This is a genomic window from Streptomyces sp. sk2.1, assembly GCF_008120935.1.
GTDB lineage: Bacteria > Actinomycetota > Actinomycetes > Streptomycetales > Streptomycetaceae > Streptomyces.
Window position 1 is genome coordinate 31,800 of record NZ_RDBO01000011.1, and the last position, 17,827, is coordinate 49,626.

The window sequence follows — 17,827 nt, forward strand, 5'->3', positions numbered from 1 at the left end:
GAAGCCGTACCTGGCCGCGACCCCCGGCTCACCACGGACACGGTGCGCCTGCCGCTGCCGCCCGCGCTGTCGGCGAGCCTGGGCTGCGACGCGGTGGGGGTCCCGGCCAGGTACGGCTTCCGGCTGATGTCCCATCTGCCGCGCACCGGCTGCGTCTTCGCGGACGCCGATCGCTGGTGGTGGATCGTGCCCTCGGGCTCGGATCTCGATCTGGACTGGCCGCAGCAGGTCGCCTACGCGAAAGGGGCCTACGTTCCCGCCGCGCGCCCCCGGTTGATCCACCAGCCCGACAACCGCACGCCGTACACCCCGCCCATTCCGCTCTTCCTGATGGTGTGTCAAGTGACCGGCGTGGCCCCGTCGTGGGCGCCGTCCGGCGGCGAGCGCGCCATCTCCGCTCCCTGACTTCCCCCATCCACGGCACAGGGGCGGCCGATGCCCCTTCGGCCGCCCCTCCCGCCCGCCGGGCCGCGCACTCCACACGCCCCGTTCACTCACGGAACGTGACGGACTCGACCGCGGACGGCCTCCGCCCCGGCCTGCCGCGGGCCGCTGTGGTACCGGCGCCCGCACGGGCAACGGAGCGATGCCCTCCGCCCGCGATACGACGGTCGCCGTTTTTCGCGCACCGGTCGCGCCGAAAAGCCCCCTTGCCCGAGTGTGGATTTTCGCGCATCCGTTGACCTGCCGGTTTTCCCGTCGGATACCCCGGGCACACCGCGCTGTCAGTGGTCCGTTCTACTGTGGCACCACTGATCGAGGAGCTCGCGGCGATGCGAGTCGAAAGTGACGGAGGGGGCGGAGCTGTGCGTCGCTGGGAATACGTCGAGGGCAGTGCGTCGAAGTTCTGGGAGACCGAGGCCGTGGGCAACGCGGTGACGGTGCGCTACGGCCGGTGCGGCAGCGACGGACGTACGCAGACCAAGGAGTACGCGTCGGCGGAGGCCGCCGCGGCCCAGGTCCTCAAGACGATCGCGGAGAAGGAGAAGAAGGGCTACCGCGAGGTCGGGGCGTCCGCCTCCCGCCCCTCCGCCCCGGGCTCCTCCGATTCCGCTTCCGTTCCCGGTGAGCCTTCCGCGGCCGTCCCCGTTCCCGGTGAGGTTTCCGCGGCCGCCCCGGACGGCACTCCCGCCCCCGGGGAGGGCACGGTGGTGCTCCCCGACGAGGACACCTTCGTACTGCCCGCCAACTGGAGGCGGGTGCTCCACCCGCGGCGCGGCGGGGTGCGCCGGGTGCCGGGCAAGCCGGCCAAGGGCGCCTTCGACACGATCGAGGCCGCGATCTCGGACCACATGGCCTGGATCCAGGAGTTCCTGGACGCACCGGCCTCGGATGCCGGGGTGGCCGACCAGCTGCGGGCGCATCTCGCCGGCAGCCCCGCACCGGTCGGTGCGGCCGCTCTTGCCTCGATCGTCGAGACGTCCGTGCCGAACTCCGTGTGGGCGGACTTCTGGGTCGCGCGGTACGGCCTGCCGTTCGCCGCGCGGACGGCGGTCGAGGCGTTCTCGGTCAGGGGCACCTGGCAGCGGAGCGGCGGCAGGCGCCGCGCGCCCCGGCTGGTCACCTTCCAGGAGCCGCACTACTACTGGGCGCAGGAGCACCGGGCTCCGATCGACCGGGTCCGTGCGCTTCTCGCCGCGGCCGACGAGGACACCTACCGGGCGGCCGTCGAGGCACTGGCCCGGTGCCGGACCGACGTCATGCACCGGACCCTCGTCTCCTACCTCGTGCCGAGCGAGACGGAGTGGGTGGACGAGCTCTGCGCGGACCCCGAGGTGACCGGCAGCAACCACCGCATCCTGCGGGCGTTGGTGTTCAACTCGCTGGGCTCCGCCGAGCAGATGGCCCGGTTCTCCCCCTCCTCGGACTTCATCGACAACGTCGCGTTCATCGCGACGGCCGCCGAGGGCATCGGCCCGGCCATCGCCCCCCATCTCGTCGAGGTTCTCGACCGGTCCGACCGCTACTACTCGGAGAGCGTGAAGCTCGCCGCCGAGTCCCTGGTCGAGCTGCCCACCGACGAGGCGTTCCTCGCCCTGTTGTCCCATGCGGACTCCAAGCAGGTCCGTCCCTCCCTCCTCACGGCCATGAGCCGCTACCCGGTGCGGGCGGTGCGGCTGATGGCCGCGCAGGTCGCCGCCGGTCCGAAGGGCTCCTCCGGCCTGGTGCCGCAGCTGCTCCAGGGACACATCGGCGCCCACCGCGACGTGGTGGCACTGGCACTCGACGGCCTCGCCCCGGAGGTCGTGGAGATCGTCGAGCCGCTGCTCAACCCGGCGGACCTGATCGCCGACGCGCCGGCGGACTCCCTGCCCGCCGCGCTGACGTCGCCGCCCTGGTCCCGGCCCCGCACCAGGCTGAAGGACAAGGTCGTACCGGGGCTGACCGCCGAGGCCGAACCCTCGGTCCGGTGGCTGCCCGAGGAGCGGGCCGCGTGGGCGGCCACCTCCTCCTGGTACACCGCCAGGCCCGGCAACGGCTCCTGGGAGAAGGACACCGCCGCCCTGGAGCACGACCTGGCCCGGGGCAGCCTGCAACCCGCCTGGTTCTTCGTCCACGCCGACGAGGAGCAGGCCGCCCCGCTGCTCGCCACCTGGGACCCGACCGACCTGTGGGGCGGTGAGGACACGCTCAAGCCGGTCGTCGCCCGGTTCGGTCTCGCCGCGCTGCCGCTGCTGCTGCGCGCCGTGCCCCGGCAGCCCGGCTCGCTCGCCCCGCTGCTCCTCCCCTTCGTCGACGTGCAGGTCGCCCGGCACATGGCGAACTGGGCGGTCCGCCTCAAGGCCACCGCGGCCACCGCCCGCGCCTGGTTCGCCCGGCACGGCGGGGCGGCCGCCCCGCTCCTGATGCCGGACGCCGTCGGCAAGACGGGCACCGCACGGCGCGCCGCGGAGCAGGCGCTGCTGCACATCGCCTCGACGCACGGCGACGACGTGGTGCGCGAAGCCGCCCTGGCGTACGGCGAGGAGGCCGCGGCGGCGGTGGAGGACCTGCTGTCGGTCGACCCGCTGGAGCGTGCGCTGCCCGCCAAGATTCCGGTGCTGCCCGGCTGGGCGGAGCCCGCGCTCCTGCCGCAGATCAAGGTCCGTTCCGGTGGTGCGCTGCCGGCGGCGTCGGTGCGGCACGCCGTGATGATGCTGGCGCTGTCGAAGCCCGGCGAGGTGTACCCCGGCGTCGAGGTGCTGGCCAGGACTGCCGAGGCCGCCTCGCTCGCCGAGTTCGTCTGGGCCCTGTTCGAGCAGTGGCGGATGGCGAACCTGCCCGCGAAGGAGTCGTGGGCGCTGCAGGCACTGGGGCTGCTGGGCGACGACGAGACGGTCCGCCGGCTCACCCCGGTGATCCGGGCCTGGCCCGGGGAGTCGGCACATCACCGGGCCGTGGAGGGCCTCGACGTGCTGGCCGCCATCGGCAGCGACGTGGCCCTGCTGCATCTGCACGGCATCGCGCAGCGGGTGAAGTTCAAGGCGCTCAAGGAGCGGGCCGGGGAGAAGATCGCCGAGGTCGCCGAGGGACTGGGGCTGACCGGGGAGCAGCTCTCCGACCGTCTCGTGCCCGACCTCGGGCTGGACGCGGACGGTTCGACGGTCATCGACTACGGGCCCCGTTCGTTCACGGTCGGTTTCGACGAGCAGTTGCGGCCGTACGTGCTGGACGGTGACGGCAAGCGCCGCAAGGACCTGCCGAAGCCGGGTGCCCGTGACGACGCGGAGCTCGCCCCGGCGGAGCGCAAGCGGTTCATGACGCTCAAGAAGGACGTCCGGACGATCGCCTCGGACCAGGTGCGCCGACTGGAGGCCGCGATGGTCGCCGAACGCTCCTGGACGGCCGAGGAGTTCCGGAAGCTGTTCGTCGAGCATCCGCTGCTGTGGCACCTGGTGCGCCGACTGGTGTGGCTGAGCGAGGCGGAGGACGGGGCGCGCACCGCGTTCCGGGTGGCGGAGGACCGCACGTTCGCCGACGCGGAGGACGACGTCTTCGTCCTGGCCGACGACGCGACGGTGCGGCTCGCGCATCCCCTGCACCTGGGCGACGAACTGGCCGCCTGGTCCGAGATGTTCGCCGACTACGAGATCCTTCAGCCCTTCCCGCAGCTCGGGCGGAGCGTGTTCGCCCTGTCCGGGGAGGAGACCGACGCCCATCGGCTCCCCCGGTTCGAGGGGCTCAAGGTGCCGGTCGGGAAGGTGCTCGGGCTGCAGCGGCGCGGCTGGGAGCGCGGGGTGCCGCAGGACGCCGGGGTGGAGCGCTGGATCTCCAAGCGCCTGGGCGACGACTGCTACCTCGTGATCGCACTGGACCCGGGCATCGCGGTCGGCGTGGTCGACATGTTCCCCGACCAGACCCTGGAGACGGTCTGGCTCGACACCCGGCCCGACGATCACTGGAGGCGGGACGGATACCGGCTCCGGTTCACCGGACTGGACGCGGTGACCGTGTCCGAGCTCCTCGGTGACCTGGCCGAACTCACGGAGGGCGTCGCATCATGACCGTACGGGACGAGACGCGTGGGGGCACGCCGGACGACGGCGCGGTCGCGGTGCAGCGGCCCCCGGCCGAGGTGCGGTACGCCGAGGAGCTGGCCGCGCTGCGCGCCGAGGACAACGATCCCCGGCCGCCCGGCTGGGAGTTGAGCCTGCGAGCCGCCCGCCGGTTCATCGTCGGCGACGCCGGTACGGGCATCGGCCGGAAGTTCGTCGGCAACCCCTCGCTGGTGGACCGGGCCCTGGTGACGCTGGCGACGAGCCGCGGGCTGATGCTGGTCGGGGAGCCGGGCACGGCCAAGTCGCTGCTGTCCGAACTGATCGCGGCGGCGGTCAGCGGGGACTCGACGCTGACGGTGCAGGGCGGCGCGGCCACCACCGAGGACCAGATCAAGTACGGGTGGAACTACGCGCTGCTGGTCGCCGAGGGGCCCTCCACCCGATCGCTCGTCCCGGCCCCGATGCTGCGCGGCATGGCGGAGGGCCGTCTGGTGCGGTTCGAGGAGATCACCCGCTGTCCGCTGGAGGTGCAGGACTCGCTGCTGTCGCTGCTCTCCGAGCGGGTGGTGGCCGTCCCCGAGCTGACCGGGCCCGAGGGCATGGTCTTCGCCCGGCAGGGCTTCAACGTCATCGCCACGGCCAACACCCGGGACCGGGGCGTCAACGAGATGAGCGCGGCGCTCAAGCGGCGGTTCAACTTCGAGACGGTGTTCCCGATTCCCGACCTGGACACCGAACTGGCCCTGGTCGAGGCCGAGGTGACGACCCTGCTGCGGCGTTCGGGGGTGGAGCCGCCGCCGGACCGGGACGTGCTGGAGGTGCTGGTCGGCACCTTCCGGGAGCTGCGCGCGGGCACCGGCGGCAAGGACGGGGCCGGCGGTCCGGACCGTCCCACGGCGGTGATGAGCACGGCGGAGGCCGTCTCGGTCGCCCATGCCGTGGGGGTGCGCGGCTGGTTCCTGCGCGGTGAGCCGGGCAGTGCCGCCGATGTGGTGGCCTGCCTGGCGGGCACGGCGGCGAAGGACAGTCCGGAGGACCTGGCCCGGCTGCGCCGCTATCTGGAGCAGCAGGTGTCGCGCCGTCAGGGCCCGCAGTGGAAGGCCCTGTACGACGCGCGCCATCTGCTGGCCGACTGATGTCCGTGGTGTTCCTGGGAGTGCGCCACCACTCCCCCGCCTGTGCGCGGCTCGTCGAGCGGACCGTCGAGGAGCTCCGGCCCGCCCTGGTGCTGGTCGAGGGTCCGGCCGAGATGAACGGCCGGCTGGACGAGCTGCTGCTCGGCCACGAGCTGCCGGTCGCGGTGTTCAGCCATTACCGCGACGAGCAGCGTGCCGCGACGTCCTGGGCCCCGCTGTGCGACTACTCGCCCGAGTGGGTCGCGCTGCGGGCGGGGCGGGCGGCCGGGGCCGAGGTCCGTTTCATCGACCTCCCGGCCTGGCATCCCGCGTTCGCCGAGCGCACCAACCGCTACGCCGACGCGGAGGTCCGCTACGCGGAGGCGACGGAGCGGCTGTGCCGGCATTTCGCGGTGGACTCCTCCGACGCACTCTGGGACCGCCTGTTCGAGGTCGAGCCGTACGACGGCCTCGCCGACCGGCTCGACGCTTACTTCGCGCTGGTCCGGGGCGACGCGGCGGCCGACGCGGGCGACCGCGCCCGCGAGACGTACATGGCGGCGTGGGTCCGGGCCGCGGTCGAGGCGGCCGGGGACCGGCCGGTACTGGTGGTCACCGGCGGCTTCCACCAGCCCGCGCTCCGCGCGCTCACCGGATCCGGCGGGGAGGGGGCCGCGGGGGACGACTGGGAACGGGGCGAGGACGGGTGGCCGCGGGTGCCCGCCCCGCCGGAGGGGGCCATGGCAGGGAGCTTCCTCGTGCCGTACTCCTTCCGGCAGTTGGACGCGTTCGCGGGGTACCAGTCGGGAATGCCGTCGCCGGGCTACTACCAGCGGGTGTGGGACTCGGGCCCCCGGGCCGCCGCGGACGACCTGCTGCGGGTGGTCGTCGAGCGGCTGCGGGCGCGGAAGTTCCCGGTGTCCACCGCAGACCTGATCGCCGCACGGAGCCTGGCGCAGGGGCTCACCACGTTGCGCGGCCACCCGTCCCCGGCGCGGATCGACGTGCTGGACGGGCTCGCGGGGGCCCTGATCACGGACGACCTCGACCAGCCGCTGCCGTGGACGGCGCGCGGCACCCTGTCGACGGGTGTCCACCCCGCGGTCGTCGAGATGCTCGCGGCCTGCGGCGGTGACCGCACCGGCCGCCTCCATCCCGGCACCCCCGCACCGCCGTTGGTGCACGACGTGGCGGCGCGGCTCGCCGCGCTGGCGCTCGACGGCGACGCGGGCACCTCGTACCGGCTGGACCTCACGGACGCCACCGATCTGGAGCGCAGCCGGGCGCTGCACCGGCTGCGCGTGCTGGGGATACCCGGTCACGGCCGGACGTCCGGTCCCGAGCACGGGATCGATCCCGTCTTCACCGAGCGCTGGGAGGCGGGGGCCGCCCCGGGCCGCGAGGCGGCGCTGGTGGAGGCGGGGGCGTATGGCGCGACCCTGGCGGAGGCGGCGGCCGTCGCGCTCGCCGAACGGACGCGGGCCGCCACGACCGGGGCCGACGAACTGGCGAAGACGCTGTTCGACGCCGTGCTGTGCGGAATGGACGGTTTCTCGGAGCAGTTGCTCGGTGAACTGTCCGCCCGGGTCGGCGGATTGCGAACGGTGGAGCCGCTCGGCGGGATACTCGCCACGGCGCTGGGGCTGTGGCGGCACGACCGGGTGTTCGGGACGGCGCACGGTCCGCTGCTCGCCGCCGTGATCGAGGGGGCGACGGTGCGGTTGCTGTGGCTCCTGGAGGGTGCGCGCGGCGCCGCGGGAGTGGACCGGCCCCGGCTGCGGGCCGTGGTCGCGGTGCGGGACACGGTGGTGCACGCGCCGGACCTGCTGCCCGTCACGCGTGCGACGGTGGCCGGAATCGCCCGGCGGATCAGCGAGGATCAGCAGGCGCCGGTCGATCTGCGCGGTGCCTCCTTCGGGCTGTACCGGGCCCTGGCCGAGGAGCCGGACACCGCCGGGGACCCGGCCGACGCGGTCCGTGCGGTGGCGCGGTCCGGCGCGGACGCGCTCGGCGACTGGCTGGCCGGGCTGTTCGCGCTCGCCCGCGACGAGGTGACCGGTGTGGTGGGCGAGGACGGGGCCGGGGGCGGGTCGTTGATCGATGTGCTGGACGGCCTGGTCCTCGCGCTGCCCGACGAGGAGTTCCTGGCCGGGCTGCCCGCGCTGCGGCAGGCCTTCGCGTTCTTCCCGCCCCGCGAACGGGAGCGGATCGCCGGCCGGCTGCTGGAGCGGCGCGGGGTGCGCGGTTCGTCGCGTTCCCTGCTGCGGACCACCGCGGACCCCCTGCTGATCGCCGGGGCCCGGACGCTGGAGGAGTCCGTGTCCCGCCTGCTGGCCCGTTACGACCTGGGAGCCACCCCATGACCACGCACGGACACGCGCCCGAGGAGGGGGGCGGCACGGCCCCCGACGCGGGCCTGGAACGCTGGCGGCTGGTGCTCGGCTCCCCCGCCGAACGGCACACCGGGCCGCTGGGCCCGGGCAACGCCGGCCGGGACGCGGCCCTCGACTGGCTCTACGGCCGCGACCCCGACCTCGCCGGACGGGGGGTGCGCCGTTCCGGTTCCCGGGAAGGCGGTGACGGGCCGTCCGCGGTGACCGCGGTCGACTGGCTCGACGACATCCACCGGCTCTTCCCGAAGGAGACCATCGAACGCCTGGAGCGGGACGCGGTCGAGCGGTACGGCATCCAGGAGATCGTCACCGACCCCGCGGTGCTGGAGCGGGTCGAGCCGAGCGCGACGCTGCTGCGGGCCGTGCTGCGCACCAAGCACCTGATGAACCCCCAGGTGCTGCTACTGGCCCGGCGCATCGTCGAGACGGTGGTGAAACAGCTCCTGGCCAAGCTGCGGCCCGAGGTCCGCCGGGCGTTCCACGGCACCCGTTCGCGCAGGCCCAGCCGGGTGGCCCTGGCCAGGGACTTCGACTTCCGGCAGACCGTGCGGGCCAACCTCGCCCACTACCAGCCGGCCGAGCGCCGTCTGCTCATCGAGCGCGCCCATTTCCACTCCCGTACCCAGCGCCATGTGACGCAGTGGCAGTTGGTCCTGCTGGTCGACCAGTCGGGCTCGATGGCCGGTTCGGTCATCCACTCCGCGGTGACGGCCGCCTGTCTGTGGGGCCTGCCCGGTCTCAAGACGCACCTGGTCGCCTTCGACACCCAGGTGGTGGACCTGACCGCCGATGTGACCGACCCGGTGGAACTGCTGATGCGGGTCCAGCTGGGCGGCGGGACCGACATCGCGCGGGCCGTGGAGTACGGCGCGGGACTGGTGGAGAATCCGCGGCGCACCATCGTCGCGCTGGTCACCGACTTCTACGAGGGCGGCGACGCCTACCGGCTGGTGCGGGCGGTGCGGGGACTGGTGGAGCAGGGCACGACCGTGCTGGGGCTGGCCGCGCTCGACGAGGACGCCAACCCGGACTACGACCGCCAAACGGCCGGGCGGCTCGCCGAGGCCGGGGCACACATCGGGGCGATGACACCGGGCCGCCTCGCCGAGTTCGTCGCCGAGAGGCTGGGCCGATGACCGACACGTCCACCGGTTGTGCCGACGCGCGGGCCGATCTGCTCGCCCTCACCCCGGACACGCTCGCGGCACTGGCCAACCGCGGCCTGGTGAAACGGGCCACGAAGGAGCTGGACGCCGGGACGGTGCCCGGGCTCACGACCGATCCGGACGCCACCGTGCGGGCCCGGTTCGACGACGGCACCACCGCGTCCCTGCCGCCCGCCGCCGGTCTGGACAACGGCGACTGCAGCTGCGCCGCGCCCGGTGTCTGCCGCCATCTCGTCGCCCTGGTGCTGGCCTACCAGCGCCGGGCCGGGTCGCCCGCGGACGGCGGGCCCGCCCCGGCCACCGACTGGTCCCCCGGCGACACCGGCGACGAAGCACTCGCCGAGGCGGTCGGTGCCCGCCCGGCCGCCTCGGCCCGCCGTACCTTCGAGCACGGCTACGGTGCCGTCGTGCACCGCCCGACCCCCGGCCATCCCGAGCCCCGGGTCGAACTCCCCACCTGCACGGTGCGTTTCCCGGTGCCGGGTGAGATCGGGTACGCGCTGACGGACGCGGCCGCCGAACTGCGCGGCGAGATGGTGGCGCTCGCGGTGTGGGCGTTCCGGGCCGCCGACGCGACGGGGACCGCGGAGCGTTCCGTGTCCGTCCAGGTCGGGGGCGGCGGCTCCGCCGCGGCGTCCGCGCCCCTGTCCGCGCTCGACACGGCCGTCGGGCTGGTGGACGAGCTGCTGGCGGAGGGCGTGGCCCATGTCGGACCGGTCCACGGCGGCGCCCTGGTGCGTGCCGGTGCCGGGCTGACCGCCGAATCGATGCACTGGCCCGCGGGGGCGCTCGCCGAGCTGACGGACCAGCTCACCGCGTACGCCGACCGCGGCGCCCACTACCGTCCGGAGTCGGTCGCCGCCCTGATCACCGAGGTGCACGCCCGGCGGCGGGCCGCCGCGCACCCCGGCGTGCTCGGCACCCGCGAGGCCGGGGACACCCCGTTGCGCCGGGTCCGGCTCACCTCGCTCGGCTGCCGTGTCCACGGCACCGGCCGGTCCCTGACCGCCGAGGTGTACTTCGCCCATCCCGGCGCGGGCAACGTCCTCGTGCTGCGCAAGGACTGGACGGCGCCCGAGGGCAAGGAGCTCACCGCCCACGGACTGTCCGCCCGGCGCGTCCTCGCCACTTCGCTCGGTTCGCTGGCCGCCGGGAGCCTGGTCAGCGAGAGCGTCCGACGCACCCCGAGCCGTGCGCTGACCGTCGCGCGGGGCCGGCTCGGCGCGACGACCATCACCCCCGTCGGCACCGCCTGGACCGAGCTGCCCGAGCCGTTGCTCGTGCGGGACCTGGCCGCGCTGACGGCGGGCTGGGAGGGCCGGCCGCCCCGGCTGATCCGGCCGCGGGTGGAGGCGGAGAGCGTCCATGTCGTCGCGCTGTCGGCGGTGGAGAGCGTCGGCTACGACCCGGCCGAGCAGCGTCTCGAGGCCGTCGTGCGCGATGCCTCGGGGTCCCGGGCGCTGGTGGCGTCGGAGTACCGGCCCCAGTGCCCCGGTGCGCTGGACGCCCTGGCCGATGCGCTGGAGAGCGGCGCCACGCACGTGAGCGGTTCGGTGCACCGCTCGGGCGGCGGGGTGCGGATCGATCCGCTCGGGGTGCTCACCCCGGCCGGGGTGGTCGTGCCCGACCTCGCCCCGGGTGACGGCTCCGCGGCCCTGGCGGCGGTGGCGCGGCGGTCCGCCGATCCGCTGGCGGCGGTGCTGGACGAGGCGACGTCCGCCATGTCGGCGGTGGCGCACAGCGGGCTGCGCCATCTGAACGCCCCCGCCCGGTCCCGTATCGACGACTCCGTGACCGCGCTGTCCCGCACCGGCCTGACCCGTGCCGCGACGCTGCTCCGCGCCTTCCTCGACGCTCTGGACGACGGGTCCGCGCCGGGCGAGGAGGGGCTGGCCGCCCGGTGCGGGGCGTGGCTGGAGGCCCAGCTCCACCTCATGGTCAGCGGCGAGCTCCGCTCCGGCCGGGCCTGAGGTCCCGCCGCGTCCGGGCGCGGGCGGCGGCTGCCCCGGCGCCGCATCGCACCCCACGCCGGTGCCGGGGTGCCCGCCCGCCGGACCGCGGTCGGACGGGCCCGGGGGCTGCCGGGGCGGTCCTCAGGGGCGGTTCAGGTAGGCGAGTGCGGGGTGGGCCTCGACGTATCCGTCGACGAGGCGTTCGGCGACGGTCACCGAGTCGACCAGCGGGTGCAGGGCGAAGGCCTTCACGGCGGTCGCGCGCGAACCGCTCTCCGACGCTTCCAGGACCGCGCGTTCGACCGCCTTGACCGCGGTGACCAGGCCGACGGCATGGTACGGAAGCGGGTCGACGGCGACGGGGCGGGCGCCGTTGGCGTCGACCAGGCACGGCACCTCGATGACGGCTTCGGCGTCGAGCGCCTGGAGCGTGGTCCGGTTGGGGACGTTGAGGATGAGCGTGGTCCGTTCGTCGCGGGCGACCGCCCGCATGAGGGCGAGCGCCACCTGTTCGTAGCCGCCGGACTCCAGGTCGCTCCCGTCCCGTTCGCCGACCCCGGCGACCTCCCGGTTCTCCGACATGTACGTGGCCTCGCGTTCGGCGCGCGTGCGGTCCCAGGTGGCCAGGGCGGGGGCCGTCGGGTCCTTCATCCGGGCGTAGAAGCCCTCCTGCTGCTCGCGGAGGAAGGCGCCGCGGGTCTGCTCGGCCTCCTGGTAGGCGCGTACCGCTTCCCGGTTGAAGTAGTAGTAGTGCAGGTACTCGTTGGGGACGGCGCCCAGCGAGCGCAGCCAGTCGGCGCCGAACAGCCGGCCCTCCTCGAAGGAGCCGAGGAGAGCCGGGTCCGCGAGCAGCCGCGGGAGTTCGTCCCGGCCGTCGACGCGCAGTCCGCGGACCCAGCCCAGGTGGTTCAGGCCGACGTAGTCGATCCGGGCCCGGTCCGGGTCGGCGCCGAGCACCCGGGCGATGCGGCGGCCGAGGCCCACCGGGGAGTCGCAGATGCCGATGACCCGGTCCCCGAGGTGGCGGGACATGGCCTCGGTGACCAGACCGGCCGGGTTGGTGAAGTTGATGACCCAGGCGTCGGGGGCGAGCCGTGCGATGCGCCGGGCCAGGTCGACGGCGACGGGCACGGTGCGCAGCCCGTAGGCGATGCCGCCCGCCCCGACCGTCTCCTGACCGAGCACCCCCAGGTCGAGGGCGACGCGTTCGTCGGCCGCCCGGCCTTCGAGGCCGCCCACCCGGATCGCCGAGAAGACGAAGTCGGCGCCGCGCAGTGCCTCGTCGAGATCGGTGGTGGCGTCGACGACGGGCGCGTCGGGGACGTTCTCGGCCTGTTCGGCGAGCACCCGGGCCACCGCGGCGAGCCGGTCGGTATCGGTGTCGTAAAGGGTGACCGCCGATACGCGGCCCTCGGCGTGGTCGGCGAGCAACGCCCCGTACACGAGTGGAACCCGGAATCCGCCGCCGCCCAGAATTGTCAGCTTCACGCTTCCGCATGGTACGGGGGCCGGATCGGACCGGGCACGAACGACTCCGGGTCGCGGAGCCCGCCCGGGGGCGTGGCTCCCGCTTCCGGTCCGACCGCCACGTCCTCCGCCCTTCCCGGCTCGGAGGATCCGTACGAGCGGCATCCGCACAAACCGCGTCGGTACGAGCGGCGTTCGTACCGACGCGGTCCGGCCCGGTGGCCGCGGACCGTGGGTCCGTCGCCACCGGGCCGGATGATGCCGGTGCCGTTCGCGCCTCGTCGGGGCGGACCGGTCAGTCGCCGCTCCACCAGCGGGAGACGACCCGCCACAGCCTGGCCGGTGCGGACCGGTCGCGCTGCTGCGGGATATGGCCCATGGCGGGCTGCGCCCCGGGGGTGCTCCCCGTCCCGTCGACGACCGCCGTCATGGCCGAAGCGCCCGTCCCCGCCCCGGCCCCGGCCACGACGGGCGCTTCGGCCATGACGGCGGTTCCCTGTCGTCCTGCGGCGCACGCGCGGCGAAGTCCGCCGGGAGTTCCACCAGATGCCGGCCCATGATGTTCCCGACCCACTTCAGCTCGCCCTCGTCGACGGCGAGTTCGAGGTCGGGCAGCCGCATCAGCAGGGCGTCGACACCGACGTCGGCGATGGCGCGGCCGATGTCCTGCCCCGGGCATTCGTGCGGGCCGCCGCTGAACGCCAGGTGGGCGCGGTTGCCCGCCATGTCGGCGTTCAGGTCGGGCCGTACGATCGGGTCGGTGTTGGCCGGGGCGATGCCGACGATCAGGGCGTCGCCCGCCTTGATCTGCTTGCCGCCCAGTTCGGTGTCGCCGACCGCCCAGCGGCCGAAGACCGCGGTGAACGGCGGTTCGTCCCACAGCGTCTGCTCGACCGCCTCGGGCACCGTCATGTGACCGCCGCTGAGCCGGGCCCGGAAGCGCGGGTCGGTGAGCACCATCCGCAGGACGTTGGCGATCAGGTTGGCGGTCGCCTCGTAGGAGGCGATGAGGATCAGGCGCAGGTGTTCGCTGACCTCCTGGTCGTTCATCCGCGCGGGGTGCTCGATGAGCCAGGTGGCGAAGTCGTCCGCGGGTTCGCGGCGGCGCCGCTGGACGAGCCGGGTCAGCGCCTCCAGGACGTAGGCGTTGCTCGCGACGGCGGTCGCCGTGCCCCGGGTCATGTCGCGGGCGGCCTGGACCATCCGGTCGTTGTACTCCTCGGGCATGCCGATGATCGCGCACATCACCATCATCGGCAGCCGTTCGGCGAACTGACCGACCAGGTCGACGCGGCCTTCCTGGCAGAAGTCGTTGACCAGTCGGTTGCTGTAGCGGTTGACGTGGCGGCGGACGCCGCGGGTGTCGATGCGGCCCATGCTGTCGGTGACCGCGCCGCGCTGGCGCTCGTGGGTGGCGCCGTCGGCGAAGACGCAGATCGGCTGCCAGGTGAAGATCGGGGCGAGCGGGTGGTCCGGGGCGACACTGCCGTCCTGCAGGGCCCGCCACCGCCGGGAGTCGCGGGAGAACTGCGAGGGGGTACGGGTCATGTGCAGGTTCTCGCTGTGGCCGAGGACCAGCCAGGCGGGCACGTCCCCGTGCAGCAGCACGGGGGCCACGGTGCCGTGTTCGGCGCGCAGTTTCTCGTAGAGCCCGTGGGGGTCCCGCTCGGCCTCCGGGCCGTAGAACCGGCGCAGTCCGCCGGGCCCGATGCCGAGGCCGTGGGCCGGGCACTCGGGGGGCGGAAACGACCCCTGGGCCGCTCCGGACTCGTAGGGAAATGGGGTTGTCACGATCGCTCCAGGGATCAGGATTCCAAGGACCAGACGGGTGGGGATGCGTGAGGGGGGTGGGGAGCGCGGTCAGGCGAGCGGGAGTGCCAGACTGTGCAGGTAGCGCATCAGGGTCATCAGCACATCGCGGCTGGAACCGCGCAGCCGGGCGTCGCAGTCGATCATCGGGACCTCCTCGGGGAGGTCCAGGGCGCTGCGCAGTGCCTCGACGGGGTGCTTCGGGGCGTCGGGGAAGGTGTTGATGGCGACGACGAACGGTACGCCGCGCTCCTCCAGTCGCCCGATGACGTCGAAGCTGACTTCGAGCCGGCGGGTGTCGATGAGGACCACCGCGCCGAGGGCTCCCTCGAACAGTCCGTTCCACAGGAACCAGAAACGTTCCTGGCCGGGTGTTCCGAACAGATAGAGGATCAGCTCCTCGCTGATGGAGATCCGGCCGAAGTCCATGGCGACGGTGGTGGCGGTCTTGCTCTCCACCCCGTAGTTGTCGTCCACGCCGACCCCGGCCTGGGTCATGGTCTCTTCGGTGGTCAGCGGTCGGATCTCGCTGACCGATCCGACCATGGTCGTCTTGCCGACCCCGAACCCGCCGACGACCACGACCTTCACCGCGGCGGTCGCCGTGGTGGGAAGGACGTCCTCGCGCCGGGGGCCGGTGATCGTGTCAGAGTTTCTGAAGTCCATGCATCACCGCTTCGAGGAGGGACCTGTCCGGGAGTGTGGCGCGCACGATGGGTGCGCGCGATTCGATGAGTTCGGCGGCGAGGAGCTCGGTGAGGAGCGACGTGACGACGCTGAAGGGCAGTCCGAGGTACGCGGAGAGCTCCGCGACGGATAACGGTGCCTGACACAGTCGCAGGATCACCGCCTGCTCGGGCTGGACCGTCGGCGTCGGCTGTGCCTTCGCGACGATCATCGTGACCAGGTCGAGAGCCGCTCGCTCGCTGCCGTCGGGATCGCCGGTGATCACGTACAGCCGTTCCGGATCGCTCAGGGCGGGATCGGCTTTTCGGCGCTCTCGTCGGGGAGAACTCATCCGGACAGCCCGTCGTGGCGCGGCGGGCTCGTCAGATGGGCACCGATCCTGACGACCATGTCGCGCATCCGCGATCCGACGAGGCCGGCGTCGACCGTCTCGCCCGCCAGGACCGCGAGGTACGCGCCCGTCCCGGCGGCCATCAGGTAGAAGAAGCCGCCGGTGACCTCGATGACGACCAGGCGCATGAGCCCGTCGCTGTAAGGGATTTCGGAGGCGACGGCGGCGGCCAGGCTCTGCAGTCCGGCACAGGCCGCCGCGAGGCGGTCGGCGACATCGGGGTCGCCGCCGTGCTGGGCGATGCGCAGACCGTCGGCGGAGAGCACCACGATCTGGTGGATGTCCGGTACGTCGTCGGCCAGCTGCTTGAGCATCCAGTCCATGTTTCCCCGCTGCTGGATCACTTCAGGTCTCCCCTGTCCCACGCGTCATCGGAGTCTTCGTCGGTCTTCGGGTCCTGCGGCACGCCGTTGACGGCGTTGGTGAATGCCTCCAGCCAGAGTCCGGGCGGCTGCTCCTTGCCGTTGTCACCGCCCGGTCCGTGGCCGTTGGCATGGCCGTTGCGCCGGGCGGCGGTGGGGTCGACGGGCTGGGCGGGGAGGTTGTGCGAACCGAGGGGCGCGCGGCCGCGGCTGCGGCGTTGCGGGAGTCCTCCGGTGGTCCACTCGGTCACCACGGGGACGTCGTCCTCCATGGCGGCCGCGGGGACGACCGGCCTGGTGACGGGGGCCACCGGTCCGGTGGCGGGGCGCTGGGCCACGGGGGTGCGGGGCTTGCGGCGGGCCGGCACGACGTGCTTCATGGCCTCCTGGTCGATGTCGCTGGTGGGCCTCGACGTGGCGCCGATGCCGTGGGCGATGCCGGGAGCGGGTCCGGTGGTGATCATGGCGCGGGGCACGATGAGCACGGCACGGACGCCGCCGTACGCGGACTGCCGCAGGGAGACCTGGAGGTCGTACATCCGGGCGAGGCGTCCGACGACGGCCATGCCGAGTCGCGGGGACTCGCCGAGGTCGTTCATGTTGGAGCCGGCCTGGGCCCTGGCGAGCATGTTCTCGGCCCGCGAGCGGGCCTCCTCGCTGAGCGAGACGCCGCCGTCCTCGATCTCGATGGCGATGCCGGTCTGCACCTCGACGGCGGTGACGTGCACCCGGGTCTGCGGGGGCGAGTAGCGGGTGGCGTTGTCGAGGAGCTCGGCGCAGGCGTGGATGAGCGGTTCGACGGCCGTGCCGATGATGGCGACCTTGGCGATCGAGTGCAGATCGACGCGGGGGTACTCCAGGATCCGCGACATGGCGCCGCGCAGCACGCTGAACAGCGGTACGGGCTTGGGCCACTGGCGGCTGGGCCGGGCCCCGCCGAGTACCGCGATGGAGTCGGCGAGGCGGCCGATCAGCGCGGTGCCGTGGTCGATGCGGAGCAGGTCGTCGAAGACGTCGGGGTTGCGCCCGTGGTGCTCCTCCATCTCGCGCAGTTCGCTCGCCTGGCGGTGGACGATCGCCTGGACGCGCCGGGCGACGTTGACGAAGGCGCGCTGCGCGGAGTCACGCATGGCTTCTTCGTTGTCGATGATGTTGAGCACCGTGTAGACGAGAGTGCGCTGGGCGTCGGGCAGGTCGCGGTACGCCTCGTCCGCGTCCACGACGTCGCGGAGCACTTCCTCGGGCGAATTCCCCACGCGCAGACGGTGGATGGCGGCCGGCAGGAGCACCTTGCTGATCCGCACGGTCTCGTCGTCGTGGGTGGCGATGCGCCGTTCCAGGTCGGCGAAGCGACGTTCGTACACCGCGCGCTGGGTGCGCAGGTCACGGGCCCTGCGGGCGAGTTGGACGGTGAGCACGGCGACCACGACGGTGGCGATCACGCCGCACCAGACGACTGGTATCCGCGCGGGCTCGGAGACCAGCGCCGCCGCGGCGGCGGTCGCGCCGCCGATCAGGAGCACGGGCAGCAACACGGCGCGAACGACCGGGGTTTCCCGGTCGGTCGGCGGTGATTCAACACGGACCATCTAAAACCTCTGGCGGTTGATTCGGGAGGTACAGGCGCTTGCAGGACAGTCGGGAACAAGCGCTCGAATTCATATCAACTCGACTTCACTGCGCGTGAGCTTAGCCAGATCGAATCAGGGCTTCGGCACATTCACCCAACCCCCTGCGCGAGCGCTCCGGCGGTAATACACTCACGAGTTTTTGCACACACCGCCGTCACGCGTGCGCGGGGAGTGACGACGGTCGGCGTCGGGCACCCCGCGAGGCGATTCGTACCGAAGAGCGGGACGGAGTTGAAGGGATCGGGAAGGTGAACAAAGGGCTGTCCAGGCGGATTTGGTCACCTCAAGGGCAACAACTCTCACCCTCGCCTCTCACGCCATCCCCACTTCGTCCCGTACCAGGGGACAGTCGTACACGCAATCGACAGGGGTCGAA

The 17,827-nt window shown here is 73.2% G+C and carries 13 protein-coding genes; 6 read left to right on the forward strand and 7 right to left on the reverse strand.

Annotation, left to right across the window (positions count from 1 at the left end; all coding sequences use genetic code 11):
- Nucleotides 1-42 precede the first annotated feature (42 nt).
- The 6 genes from EAO76_RS01545 to EAO76_RS01570 all read left to right on the forward strand — a co-directional run bounded on the left by EAO76_RS01545 (nucleotide 43) and on the right by EAO76_RS01570 (nucleotide 11,122).
- Entirely contained in the window at nucleotides 43-405 is a 363-nt protein-coding gene (locus EAO76_RS01545; protein WP_262375226.1) for a hypothetical protein, read from the forward strand.
- Nucleotides 406-806: 401 nt separating this feature from the next.
- Nucleotides 807-4,484, forward strand: coding sequence for a DUF4132 domain-containing protein (locus EAO76_RS01550; RefSeq protein WP_262375221.1), 3,678 nt, complete (start codon nucleotides 807-809; stop codon nucleotides 4,482-4,484).
- Nucleotides 4,481-5,614: an AAA family ATPase gene (locus EAO76_RS01555; protein ID WP_148832516.1), complete on the forward strand. Its 1,134-nt coding sequence runs from the start codon at nucleotides 4,481-4,483 to the stop codon at nucleotides 5,612-5,614. Before EAO76_RS01550 ends, EAO76_RS01555 begins: the two co-directional genes overlap by 4 nt.
- Nucleotides 5,614-7,956 (forward strand): DUF5682 family protein, encoded by a 2,343-nt coding sequence (locus EAO76_RS01560; protein ID WP_148832518.1) that lies wholly within the window; start codon nucleotides 5,614-5,616, stop codon nucleotides 7,954-7,956. Before EAO76_RS01555 ends, EAO76_RS01560 begins: the two co-directional genes overlap by 1 nt.
- Nucleotides 7,953-9,122 carry a VWA domain-containing protein gene (locus EAO76_RS01565; protein ID WP_148832520.1) on the forward strand — a complete coding sequence of 390 codons (1,170 nt, stop codon included), beginning with the start codon at nucleotides 7,953-7,955 and terminating at the stop codon, nucleotides 9,120-9,122. The genes EAO76_RS01560 and EAO76_RS01565 overlap by 4 nt, the downstream gene beginning before the upstream one ends.
- Nucleotides 9,119-11,122: a hypothetical protein gene (locus EAO76_RS01570; RefSeq protein ID WP_148832522.1), complete on the forward strand. Its 2,004-nt coding sequence runs from the start codon at nucleotides 9,119-9,121 to the stop codon at nucleotides 11,120-11,122. The genes EAO76_RS01565 and EAO76_RS01570 overlap by 4 nt, the downstream gene beginning before the upstream one ends.
- 123 nt (nucleotides 11,123-11,245) lie before the next feature.
- On the opposite strand, the gene EAO76_RS01575 is transcribed toward EAO76_RS01570, so the two are convergent.
- The 7 genes from EAO76_RS01575 to EAO76_RS01600 all read right to left on the reverse strand — a co-directional run bounded on the left by EAO76_RS01575 (nucleotide 11,246) and on the right by EAO76_RS01600 (nucleotide 17,409).
- Nucleotides 11,246-12,592 (reverse strand): 6-phospho-beta-glucosidase, encoded by a 1,347-nt coding sequence (locus EAO76_RS01575; protein WP_148832524.1) that lies wholly within the window; start codon nucleotides 12,590-12,592, stop codon nucleotides 11,246-11,248.
- Between the two features lie 274 nt (nucleotides 12,593-12,866).
- Nucleotides 12,867-13,001 carry a hypothetical protein gene (locus EAO76_RS45765; RefSeq protein WP_262375222.1) on the reverse strand — a complete coding sequence of 45 codons (135 nt, stop codon included), beginning with the start codon at nucleotides 12,999-13,001 and terminating at the stop codon, nucleotides 12,867-12,869.
- Nucleotides 12,998-14,362 carry a cytochrome P450 gene (locus tag EAO76_RS01580; RefSeq protein ID WP_262375223.1) on the reverse strand — a complete coding sequence of 455 codons (1,365 nt, stop codon included), beginning with the start codon at nucleotides 14,360-14,362 and terminating at the stop codon, nucleotides 12,998-13,000. The genes EAO76_RS45765 and EAO76_RS01580 overlap by 4 nt, the downstream gene beginning before the upstream one ends.
- 69 nt (nucleotides 14,363-14,431) lie before the next feature.
- The gene (locus tag EAO76_RS01585; RefSeq protein WP_148832526.1) at nucleotides 14,432-15,046 is read right to left on the reverse strand and encodes an ATP/GTP-binding protein; all 615 of its coding nucleotides are present in this window, start codon (nucleotides 15,044-15,046) and stop codon (nucleotides 14,432-14,434) included.
- Nucleotides 15,027-15,398: a DUF742 domain-containing protein gene (locus tag EAO76_RS01590; protein WP_148832528.1), complete on the reverse strand. Its 372-nt coding sequence runs from the start codon at nucleotides 15,396-15,398 to the stop codon at nucleotides 15,027-15,029. The genes EAO76_RS01585 and EAO76_RS01590 overlap by 20 nt, the downstream gene beginning before the upstream one ends.
- On the reverse strand, nucleotides 15,395-15,802 hold the full coding sequence (locus EAO76_RS01595; protein ID WP_148832530.1) for a roadblock/LC7 domain-containing protein: 408 nt from the start codon (nucleotides 15,800-15,802) through the stop codon (nucleotides 15,395-15,397). The genes EAO76_RS01590 and EAO76_RS01595 overlap by 4 nt, the downstream gene beginning before the upstream one ends.
- Entirely contained in the window at nucleotides 15,799-17,409 is a 1,611-nt protein-coding gene (locus tag EAO76_RS01600) for a sensor histidine kinase KdpD (RefSeq protein WP_148832532.1), read from the reverse strand. Before EAO76_RS01600 ends, EAO76_RS01595 begins: the two co-directional genes overlap by 4 nt.
- Between the last annotated feature and the right edge of the window lie 418 nt (nucleotides 17,410-17,827).